Annotated in this window: 7 protein-coding genes; all 7 read right to left on the bottom strand. The window is 32.2% G+C overall.

Translation table 11 applies throughout. The annotated features are described in order from the left end of the window. Positions 1–4,376, bottom strand: a 4,376-nt coding sequence (locus tag CVT13_RS10005; RefSeq protein ID WP_159071122.1) for a hemagglutinin repeat-containing protein, incomplete at its 3' end; no start/stop codon positions are given. Positions 4,377–4,385: 9 nt separating this feature from the next. After that, positions 4,386–6,158 (bottom strand): ShlB/FhaC/HecB family hemolysin secretion/activation protein, encoded by a 1,773-nt coding sequence (locus CVT13_RS10000; RefSeq protein WP_107812466.1) that lies wholly within the window; start codon positions 6,156–6,158, stop codon positions 4,386–4,388. Positions 6,159–6,501: 343 nt separating this feature from the next. Beyond that, a complete protein-coding gene (locus CVT13_RS09995) occupies positions 6,502–6,723 on the bottom strand; it encodes a hypothetical protein (RefSeq protein ID WP_103583804.1) in 222 nt (73 codons plus the stop codon). Positions 6,724–6,726: 3 nt separating this feature from the next. Further along, the gene (locus CVT13_RS09990; protein WP_103583805.1) at positions 6,727–7,413 is read right to left on the bottom strand and encodes an AAA family ATPase; all 687 of its coding nucleotides are present in this window, start codon (positions 7,411–7,413) and stop codon (positions 6,727–6,729) included. Between the two features lie 377 nt (positions 7,414–7,790). Next, positions 7,791–9,083, bottom strand: coding sequence for a toprim domain-containing protein (locus CVT13_RS09985; protein WP_107812465.1), 1,293 nt, complete (start codon positions 9,081–9,083; stop codon positions 7,791–7,793). A 636-nt stretch (positions 9,084–9,719) separates the two neighbouring features. Further along, positions 9,720–10,118: a type II toxin-antitoxin system VapC family toxin gene (locus tag CVT13_RS09980; RefSeq protein ID WP_107812464.1), complete on the bottom strand. Its 399-nt coding sequence runs from the start codon at positions 10,116–10,118 to the stop codon at positions 9,720–9,722. Further along, positions 10,118–10,972 (bottom strand): hypothetical protein, encoded by an 855-nt coding sequence (locus tag CVT13_RS09975; RefSeq protein WP_103649471.1) that lies wholly within the window; start codon positions 10,970–10,972, stop codon positions 10,118–10,120. Before CVT13_RS09975 ends, CVT13_RS09980 begins: the two co-directional genes overlap by 1 nt. Positions 10,973–11,353 lie beyond the last annotated feature (381 nt).

Raw genomic sequence — 11,353 nt, 5'->3', positions numbered from 1 at the left:
TTAGCATTAGTTGCTCCGGAGTAGCTTGCACTTAAATTTATACCCTTGCTTTTAGAGCTGGCATCTTTTATATCTCTAGTGCTCTCTAAGCTTAGGTTATTTCCTACTTTTAAATTTAGTTTTTCATCAGCTCTTAAATTTGCTCCCTTGATAGTTGCGTCATTAGCTGTATTTATATTCATATCTTTAGATGAGTAAAGATGAGAGTTGTTGTTTGTTAGGCTTTGTTCGCTCTGTCTAGTATCGTTTAGTCCTAGCTCTAAAGATTTAGAATTTCCGCCATAAAACGTAAAACCAAACCCCGACGTAAACGATTTGGTATGCGATTTATATTTTAAACTATCTTCGCTAGAGTTTATATTTAGGTTGTTTGAGTTTAAGCTCATATCCTCTTTCGATGCTAGGTCTGAGCCAGTGATAGAAAGGGCATCGTTTGAGTTTATATTTATACGTTTAGCATTTAGACTAGATTTGTTTGAGCTAGTTTGCTTTAAAGAGCTCTCTTGTTTAGTGGTGGCAAGATCAGCCCTTACGCCTACGCTAAAGCCATACGTTCCTGAGCTTGCAGCTGCAGCTGCTGTTTGAGTTACTAGGGCTAGTGTTTTTGCGTTTACATTTTCAGTGGCTAAAAGTATGTTTTCTTTATAGTATTTCTCCTCATCTCTATACTCCTCTAATATCTCGCTTACCTCTTCTATATCAGAGTAGTCGATGCCTACCTCTTTGTTTTTATACCTTTGTTTGATGTCGCTTAGGCTAGCTTCTAGCTTTGATTTTTCTTTTTTATAGTTATCGTACTCTTTTTTTACTCTTTTTAGCTGCGCAACTGCTTCTTTAAGAGCAAGGGCGGCTGGGACAATCTGCGCATACTCGTTTTGGGCGGTGATAGAAAGAGTGCCTACTGCCTCTTTGCTTGATGTATCTTTAGCGTAGAGATTGGTTGAGTGTTTGATATTTGAGTTTTGGCTAGTTAAATTTATAGCTTCATTAGCATTTAAATTTGAGCCTACTATGTTTATATCATCTTTTGCATTTATGTTTATGTCGCCGTTTGCATTTAAATTTGATGAGTTTGCATTTAGCCAGTTCTCTTTTGAGCTTTTGTTCTCTAAGCTAGCTTTTGCGACAGGTACTTTTAATGAAGTCTCTTTTGTTCTAGCTTTGGTCTCTTTTATAACATTTAGCTTTCGCTTTAGATCATCTTTTATATTTTTTAGATGTTCGCCTATAGATATTAAAGATATTTTGCTCTTTTTGCTAACTTCATTGTGATAAATTTCGTCGTTAGAGTTTGTTATCTCTACGTTATTGGCATTTAGATTTATATCTTTTTTCGAATTTAGGTTTGCACCTTTTAGGCTGATGTTGTTTGCGTTTATATTTATATTTTCATTTACATTTAAATTTGAAGCAACTGCCCCTTTAGCTCCTTTTTCAAGTAGGTGAGCGCTGCTTTCATAGATAGTTGGCCTTAGTGCAAAGCGTGAGCTCTTGCTAAATTTAGAGCTTGCCTCTACGTTGTGGTTGGTATCAACTATAACGTTCTCATCTGCATTTAAATTTATATTATTGGCATTTAGATTTGATGAGACTAGAGCTAGATTGCCCCCAGCTTTTAGGCTAATATCGCCTGCATTTAAATTTGAGCTGATGACCTTTTGGTTTATAGCCATTAGATGAGACTCTTTTTTAGAGAAAAAGCCCTTTGACTTCTCTTTAGTTTCTGTGCTCTCGTTTGTATTAGCGCCTACTACATATATATCATTTCCAGCTTCTACGCTTAGCTTGTCGGTAGCTCGAAGGTTGCTTGAGCTTATATGCGTATTTGACTTAGAGTTTAAATTTATATCTTTTGCGTCTAGATTTGCGCTATTTAGCGTTTGGATGCTTTGTTTAAAGCTTATACCCTTCTCTTTTGCGCTATGGCTGTAGGCAAACTCTTTGGCGTTTATATTTATATTATCTGCACTTAAATTTATCTTGTCAGCCTCTAAGCTTGAGCCAGCAATGTTTAAATTTTCTTTAGCATTCAAATTTAAGCTCTCGTCTGCTTTTAAATTTGATGCCTTGCTAAACTGAGATGACTCTTTGTCTAAATTTATATTGTTTGCATCTACGTTTATATTCTTAGCTGAAATATCGCTTGAGTTTATATTTGCCGCGTTTGCTTTTAAATTTACATCTTTAGAATTTAGCTCTAGGTGATTTAGGTTTAAATTTTGTGAGTTTAAATTAAGATTATTAGCCGCTACGTTACCGGCTAGGCTTATGTTGCCTTTGGCATCTAGGTCTATATTATTAGCCATCACTAGAGCTGAGGCCTTTACGTTTTTATCTTTTGCTTCCTTTTTAAATTTACTTATACTCTCGTTTCTTACCTCATATAAGCCGTCAAGGATATTTGCTATGTAGGCTGAGTTTATATTATCAATGCTGTAATAATACCCTTGGTTTTTAACCCTTCTATTTAGGTTTTTGATAATCGGACTATTAAATAGCGGCTCAGAAAATTTATCTATATCTACGTTTGCTAGCTTTATATCGTCATTTAGCGCATAGCTTGAAAAGTCCTGCGTACTTCCTACTATGTTATTACCAGCTGCAAAAACTGCTGGAAGGCCAACATCTGTGTATGAGAAGTTAAACACCGCACCTTTGCCGCCTTTAGTTACCCACTTCTTTTTACCAAAGACTTTTCCTCTTTTGCCCTTCCACTCTTGCTTTTTCCACTTAAACTCATTAAAGCTGCTAACATCTCTTGTTAAATTTAGTGCTATGTTTGTTATATCTTTGCTATCAAGTACGAGGTCGTTGCCAGCATAGATAAAGCTCTTATCATTTAGTAGTTCATCTGTTTTTAAATTTATATCATTGCTTGCTACTATGCTGCCTGGGATGAAATTTGCCTTATCTTCTTCATTTAAAATTTCTTTACTTATAGAGTAGTAAATTCTCTTTAGCACTTCGCGGTCTTTTGCTTTGCTTGTATCAAGTACTACTTCGTTTTTGTCGATGTCTAGTCTTAGATTAGCAAATACCTTTGAAGATGTGCCATATAGATATGAGTCTTTGTGTAAATTTAGAGCATAAAGGGTGCTATCTTTACTTATAGCCTCTTTTAAAATTTCAGCATTTAGCTCCTCCTCGCTTAGCTCTTTGCCTAGTTTTTTAAATTTAGCCTCTATTTTCTCTTTTATCTCTTTTAAATTTACCTCTTCAAGTTTAAATCTATTCTCGCCGCTTTGCTTTAGAGCTAAATTCTTAGCAAATGAGCTTTTCTCCACCCTAGCCTGCGAGCTTGAGTTATTTACTAGCTTTTTAGCATCTACATTTATATCTTTAGCATAAATTTGGCTTGATGTATTTACCAAAGTATCTGTTTTTATATTAAGGTTCTCTTTGGCTGCTATTAGCGCTTCATCTTTGTTTGTTATAGTATTTGCTTTTATACTTGCCTCTTTATTAGAAGCGATAGCGCCAGCATTAACTATATCTCCATCAAGGCTTATCTCTATGTTGTTATTTGCTATTACTAGGCCGTTATTGTTTACGCCTACGCCGTTACTTGTGCCAACCAGCTTTATCTTATTAGCATACATACCGCCAAGTGCGCTACTATCTAGGCTAAAGCTACTTTCTTGATTTTTAGCTTTTACGTCGTTATATAGTTTGCCACTACTTGAAGCTATCTCTTTTTCACCGATGATATTTAGCTCATTTGCGTGGATATTTGAGTTTAAATTTATAGCATTTGAGATCACATTAGTATAGTCGCTGCTCTTATCGTTTAGGCCGTCCCCTACGATGTCGATTGATTTATCAGATATTAGCTCTATCTCTTTAGGACTTAGTTTATTGATATTGCCTGTTGTTAGAGTAAGTGAGCGAGAGTTGATCATATTTAGGCCATCTACGCTTATGCCATTTGGGTTTGCTATGACCACGTCAGCTCTACTTCCGGCTACCTCTAAATTTCCTTTTAGAGATGATTTCTCAGCCGAATTTACCTTATTTATAATAAGGCTTGCCTCTTTTGTTAGCCTATAGTTTGCTTCTATCTGGCCAGCTATCTTAGTGTCTATGTTTTTATTAGAGTTATTAAGGATAGTGCCTGTTGGAGGCGTATTAAACCTACTATACTCATTTATAGATACGCCCTTGCTATCAGGGTTTGTTATGTTTATTATTAGCGTCTCGTTAGGGGCTTTTAGTATATCAGGGCGATTGTTCGCACTTGGATCTGCTATGATACTTGGCTCATTTGCTAGAGCTGGCATAGTACCAAGAAGTAAAGATAGGCTTATGTAGAAATTTAAGCCCATTGTTAAAAGGCTAGGCTTATCACTGCTTGTGGTATTTTGGTTGTTCTTTAGCATATTTTATCCTTAAAATTCGTAGCTTAGAATAAAGTTGATGTTTGTTGATTTTGTTTCAAAACTCTTTGGTTTATAAAGAGGCTTAGAGATAGAGATGTCGTAGTTTAGACGGTTATATGCTTTTATATGTCCTTTTAGACCAAGGGCATATCCTGCAAGGATGTTTTCATCCTTTATGCCACTACTTGTCGCTCTTACCATACCAGTATCAACTCCAGCATAGATAGAGTTATTTTTATAGTAGCTATATGAGAGGGTATTTCTCATGATCACTCCATGGTTTCCAACAAGTGAGCTCTCCCCGTCAAACCCTCTAACACTGTAATATCCACCGATGCTAAATTTATCTTGCAAGCTTAGTTTGTTTAAACCATATCTTGCGTTGATGTTTAGGTCGTAGCTTAGTGGGATTTCAAATTTATATTTGTAGTTTAGGTTTAAATTTATTAGAGCAAATCTTGATGTAGCTTCGCCGCTATCTTCTAAAGGATCAGGCTGTGAGTTAAATATCCCAGTGCCCTTTTTATAAGCTAGCCTAGCGCTAAAAGCTTGGTTATATGAATTCCAGCTTGATCTTACACCTATCTCGTATCCAGCATTTCTTCTAGCTTGGTTATCTAGCTCATAGTCTTCGAGATAGTTTTTATTTTTTCTCTTAAATAGCTTTACATAAGCACTATTTTTAAAATTTGAATCCCTATAAAATATATAAGCAAGGCTTAGTGAGTCGCTCTCGCTTCTACCTTTATATGTATAGAGATTGTAGGCTGCATTTATGATCTGAGCATAGTCATATTTGCTCTTTTCATATTCAAGCATAAAATAGCCAAATGGAATGCTAAAGCCGTAATAGTAGTTATTTGAAGCACCGTGATCACTTACACCATTAAATTTGTTTGTAACTTTATATTTTTTAAGTACATCCTTGCCTTGTGAAAAGCTAAAAATTTCGTTAAATCCAAGTAAATTTAGAGTGCTTAAATTTACCATTGCTTGATATTTACCGCTTTGTTTTGAGCCGAGATTGTCAATGCTTATGGCAGATTTTAGAGGGAAGCTATCAACTCTAGTTATTACTATGTTTGAAAAGCCAGCTCTATTTGAAGGTAAAAATTTAATGCTAACATCATCTTTTGAGACATTTTGCAGTGACTCAAGAGCTTGCTCGATATCTCTTATGTTTGCTACTTTATTTTTATGAGAGTACTCACCAAATGCCGTAAATAAGCTCACTCTGTTTCTTTGGCTATCAACTTCATTTATGCTTATATCATCTATTAGGCCAAGATTTATCACAAACTCTAACTTGGCATCTTTTAGGTTCTTTGTGGACAGGCTTGCACTTGAAGTTATAAAGCCCTCTTTTATGATTTCATTATTAAATGAATTGATGATTAGATTGATTGAATTTTTACCAATGCAGCTACCCGATCTAAACTCGAATTTACTTAAAGTATTCTGTAAGATAGAATTAAATTTAGAATAGTTATCTTTATAAGTCTTTCTTATTATAGCCTCATCGGCAATGCTATTAGCATTAAAACTAGTTATCTCATTATCATGTAGCAGCAAGATACTATCTATTTTAAAGCATGGAGTTTCGTTTAAATTTAGTCTACCTTCTGAAGTGGGTTTTTTGTTAAGCAAATTTATATTGGAGCTTTCATTAAATGAGCTTGCTATGTTAGCTCTAATCTCTTCGTTGTTTAGCTCATTTTTTTGGCTAATTTCACTAGCAAATAGCAATGCACACACCATGCATAAAGATAAGATGGCTCTCATCTGTCCTTCCTTGGAATGATTTAATAGTTATATTTAAAAAAATAATTTAGTGGCATTATAAAAGAGTTAATCTTAATTAAATATTAAAATATAATGAGAAAAAAGAATTTTTATATAAGATATTTTAGAAAATGGAACGATTTAGATATATAAATTATGCTAGAGCCGTTACAATAGATGTAGATACAACTGTTAAATACTTGTTTTACAATAAAATAATACTCGCATAGAGTTAAAGATTTTAGTTTACAATCTCAAGCTTAAGCTCATGAGCTTTTTTAAATGATATTATATTAATATAATTATAATATCAATATAATATCATTATAGTATTTATATAATACTAGCTAAAAATTTTAAAGCGAATGTATTGATTTATACCCATTCCAATTTTTTCCGCTTCTATCTTTACACGATCAAATTCATCTTGCGTAAAATAAAGTAAAAATGACTTATCTCGTTTTAAATTTTTAGGCTTTTTTGCTTCTGATGTTTCTCCTCTTGCTTGATTTATAAAATTTTCTTCACTAGTAGCTGGCGTTGTATTTACTTTTTTAAAACCCATTTTTTAATCCTTAATATTTTCTTTTACAACTTGTAATAGCTCGGCATAAAAACTTTCGAAATCTTCAAGCGCCCTATCCCCATTTTTGCAAAATTCGCTTAAACTATTGCCATTTGAAACCGTTTTTCTATAAGCTTGTCTTTCGTAAATAACAGAGTTTAATAAAAAGACATCACTTAAATTTCGCTCCTTTTTTGCATCATCGATGTATTCACGCATACTTTCAAGCTCTTTTGCCAAAAAAGGATTTGGAGAAACTCGGTTTACAAGTATAAGTGTAAGCAATTTCTCATTTAACTCTTTCGCTTCACTACTAAGATCAAGCATGCGATCAAGAACACTCACATCGTACTGTGAAGGTATGGTTGGTATTATAAGTACATTTGATGACAACATGGCCTTACGCATCTCCTTACTATCACGCCCACCAGTATCGACTACGATAGAGTCAAAGTTATCCCGCATACGCTTTATCTCATCACCCAAGCTAACACCTGTTTTTGATACGCTTGAAAAGAGCGGTTTTAAATTTGACTGACTTCTAATATCTGAAAAAACTTCAGTTGAACGTTGAGGATCGGCATCTATTAAAAGGACATTATCTCCATCCTCTGATAGCCTAGCTGCTAAATTTACAGCGAGTGTAGTTTTGCCACTACCGCCCTTTTCATTTACGATAGATATGACCATTTTTAATCCTTTTCTTTTTGTGGAATTATATCATAAAAATATCTTTTTCATATCTATATATTTTTATATAAATATTATTATCATATTATTATAATATTTATTTCATATAATCTCTTTAGTTAGGAGTATAGATAAGAATTATAAATATTAATACACAAAACACAAATTTGAGAATACTTATTCTGCTATGATAAAAGATATAATTAATTAGTAACCCTCTATACAAAAAATAAAAATAGGTATTTATTAGCAGGCAATACAACCACAAAAACGATACATAATTTTCAAATCACGATAGAAAGCATTATTATTTTATATAATATTATTATAATATCTAAATCATATAAAAATAATATTATATAAGTATATTTTAGATATTATAATAATATTTCTAATTGACGCCCTACTTCGTCAATTCCTCTGCTATTATACAAATCATTAAAGTCACTATATCCACTAGAAATTTCTGTATCATTAAAATTTGGAATACAGACACTTACATTTTTAAAATTATTTTTAATCTGCATTGCTTTATCTTTTCCAATATTAAACCCACTCTTTTTTTCTTTTTTAGCATCATTATCAGCAGCAATTATGATGCGTATATTACAAAACCTTGTAGAAAAATTCTGAACTACAAATTCTAAATTGCCCACATCAAGTCCAACTATTACAGGCATCTTACAAGCTTCATGAACGCTTGTTGCAGTGGCAAAACCTTCACATATATAAATTTTATTATATTTTAATAAAGCCTCAATATTAAGTTTAGCTGAATTTTTATTATAAAGATCCATGTCATCACTTATAATAAAAAAATTTCCTCGCTTCTTAGCAAGAAGTTTTTCACCATTTTTCTTTTGCTCATTTGAAAGTAGGGCGCCTATCATCTTATTTCCATTTGGAAATATCCGTTGAAGCGACCAAAATTTTTCGTTGATATCAAAAAGTGGCATAAGAAGATTTCCAAATCTATCCTGTTTCAAACCATAGTTTTTATATACTCTTTTCCTAACAAAATAGGCATGGTCTAAAGCAGCAAAATTTGCAGACAAAAACTCATCAAGTAAAATTTTAGCTGTTTTTTTATATTCGTCTTCTAATTCATTCTCTCTTTGTAACTGCCTTTGAATAAAAACTGTATTGTCATTTGCTAAATTCTGAGTTTTTTTACCATAAATAAGTTCATCGGAATAGGGTAATATGTCTAATTTCTCATATTTCCAATTACTAATAAACCCAGTTTTAAAATTTTGTATAAACCCGGCTGGTGTACCATCTAAATAACCAACATACGCACCACTTTTTTGCGCACCCTTATCGCCATTTACTTTAACACGTCGCAAATTTCCATCCATTATTGGTGTGTCTACTTCAAGCCCAGCCGCATTTAAGGCGACTTTAAATTTTAAAGATATGTCAGTAATATCAATTTGATATTTTTGAAAACAAGGCACTTTAAACTTTGTAATACCATCTGATAGTACAGTTTTTTTACTAGCTCCTTCTTTTTTATTTTCTTCAAGTAACTTTACTAATGCCTCAAAATCAAAAGTATCATAAATAAACCATCTTTTTTCGTCACTATTCCACATAGCCCCCATTGTTTTTGCAGTATTTTTTAGAGAGTAGGGTACATCAATATAAATTTTTTTTCTTTTCCTTGGCATATTAAAAACCTATCATATTCATAGTAATAAAATATTATTATAATATCTTTATAATAATATTATAAAATTTAAAATAAACAAATTCTTCCTTGTTATTATACTAAGTTTCTATATCCCTCTTTACAATGACACTTTTATAATCTTGTAAAAATAAGTAGCATCGATCAGGATATAAAAACATAATCAACAACACGAATATTATCTCTTAATGAAATAAAAAATCTCCCAAAAAAACACAAAATTTGATCTTATATAAAATTTTTTCCCAAAAAAAGAAACAAACACTGCCCTCCATTTGTAAAAAAGTACTTTACAGTAAAGAAAAATCAAAGACCATAAATAAACTAATGACATTAGTCTTTCTTTTTTGGTGTTTTATTTTGTGCGAATTTTTTGCTTGCAAAAAATTAATAGCACAATTATAAAAGTTCAAAAGTTATTTACTTTTGATTTACCTTATTTTTGATTTTGGCAAAAAGAAAAGAATAAGAAGGGAAAACGCTATAAAAAATGGTCTTAAAGTGCGGTAATTTCGTGGACCGTAGCCATTTTATATTTTCCCATGCCTGGGAAAAATGGTTTTCTGTGTGGGAAAAATTTAACCACACTAGCAAAATTTTTCCCAAGAAATTATAATTAATCATAATTTTTTACAGCAATAGCAATTTTTGGGAAGTTTTTATCGCACGTGTATATAACTTCGCAGCCTTCTTTATCTGCGCAAAAGTATTGCAATGCATCCTCCAAGTCGGCGTTAGAATTTTTAGAGTACTTTATAGCCTTCTTTATTGTTTCGACACCAAAGCTTGCTAGCTGCCATTTTTGAGTTATCACTTCTAGAAAGTCAAGCAATATAAGCTGTTTTTGCTTTGAATGACGTAAATTGTAATAAAGTGTGCTAATACTATCTTCACTAATAACAATATTAGTGCCATTTCGCATTAAATTTTGCATGAGTGCAACAGCTTTTTGGTTATTTGCTCTATCAGTATCAATAATATCAATAATAATATTTAGGTCAAAAAAGACTTTCATTATTCATCCCTTTGGTTTAGTTCGTCTGATTTAGCAGCCCTAAGTGACTTAGCATCACCTTTAAAATCACCCTTAAACGCTCCAACAAATTTCATAATATCAGCAATATCGCTCTCTACGCCGCTTGCTGCTTCATTTGTTGTTTCAGATTTTACCTCGATGGCTTCTGGCTTGTCCTCGGCTGGCTCCTCATCATGTTTTTTTGATATCACGATCTCAGTCTCACTCTTATTTGCTGAATGTTGGATCTGTTTTACGCTATCGATTTGAAAATCATCGGGGGCTGCCAAAACCTTGTCAAATCCATCATAGGCTGCGTCAGTTAAAATTTCTTTTGTCATCTCAAGTGTTTCGAAATTAAATGTTTTAACAGTCGTTTGTCTTAGCTGTTTGAGGTCTTTTATTGAGCCTTTGCCTACGATTTGTGGGTTGAGCATAAATGAGTTTTTACCTATAATGTCGAATTTATCCTTGTCATTTTCACTGATTTTAAAAATTGCCTGCTTATCTTCTAACTCTTTCAGTGCACGATATACACTTGATTTTGCTAGGATCTTTCTTTCTTCAAAGTATTTGACAAAATCACTATCATATTTAAAGATGTTTTTATAATTGACATTTTTTATCATCACTAAAAAAACCGTTCTAGCATTGTTTGAAAGATTTTCAACTAAAAAGTCTAAGTTTTCAACAAATACTTTTATAAATGCGTCTTTTGACTGTTCTTTTTGCAAAAAGCTTGTTACTATCGTTTTTACTTCACCTGTTTGGCTATCTACTATCTCTTGCGTACGATTGTAAAGCCTGGCACTCGTAGAACGAGATTTTTCAAGGTCTATAATCTCTCTTGCCATATTTGTCCTTTTTTCATTTTTTGACACGAATTTACATTTTTTCGCCTTATTGCCTACTTAATTTTTCCCAAAAAATGATACAAAATTTATTATAGTAGAAATTTTTTTCCCAGAAAAAAAAATTTTATTTTAAAAGTATGGTTTAAATCAAAATTATAAATAATTTTTGCTATATAATATTTTACCATAAGAAGTAGTTTTTTGACTGCTCATAAATTTAATTTGATAGTATGCAATACTAACAAGTGATTTTTGTTAAATTTCACGACCTAAAATTAAAAATTTGAATAAATATATAAAATATGTACTAACTTGAAAATCAAAAAATATAGATTATTTTTATGAAAAGATAATTTTTATAGTTTGCGGGTCTTATGGACC

Source organism: Campylobacter concisus (genome assembly GCF_003049085.1).
Taxonomy (GTDB): Bacteria; Campylobacterota; Campylobacteria; order Campylobacterales; family Campylobacteraceae; genus Campylobacter_A; species Campylobacter_A concisus_H.
This window is presented reverse-complemented; position numbering and strand designations above follow the sequence as displayed.

Coding starts and splice junctions, on each gene's coding strand:
- CVT13_RS09990 (WP_103583805.1), bottom strand. CDS start 7,413: ATGGTCATATCTATCGTAAATGAAAAGGGCGGTAGTGGCAAAACTACA.
- CVT13_RS10000 (WP_107812466.1), bottom strand. CDS start 6,158: ATGAGAGCCATCTTATCTTTATGCATGGTGTGTGCATTGCTATTTGCT.
- CVT13_RS09975 (WP_103649471.1), bottom strand. CDS start 10,972: ATGGCAAGAGAGATTATAGACCTTGAAAAATCTCGTTCTACGAGTGCC.
- CVT13_RS09985 (WP_107812465.1), bottom strand. CDS start 9,083: ATGCCAAGGAAAAGAAAAAAAATTTATATTGATGTACCCTACTCTCTA.
- CVT13_RS09995 (WP_103583804.1), bottom strand. CDS start 6,723: ATGGGTTTTAAAAAAGTAAATACAACGCCAGCTACTAGTGAAGAAAAT.
- CVT13_RS09980 (WP_107812464.1), bottom strand. CDS start 10,118: ATGAAAGTCTTTTTTGACCTAAATATTATTATTGATATTATTGATACT.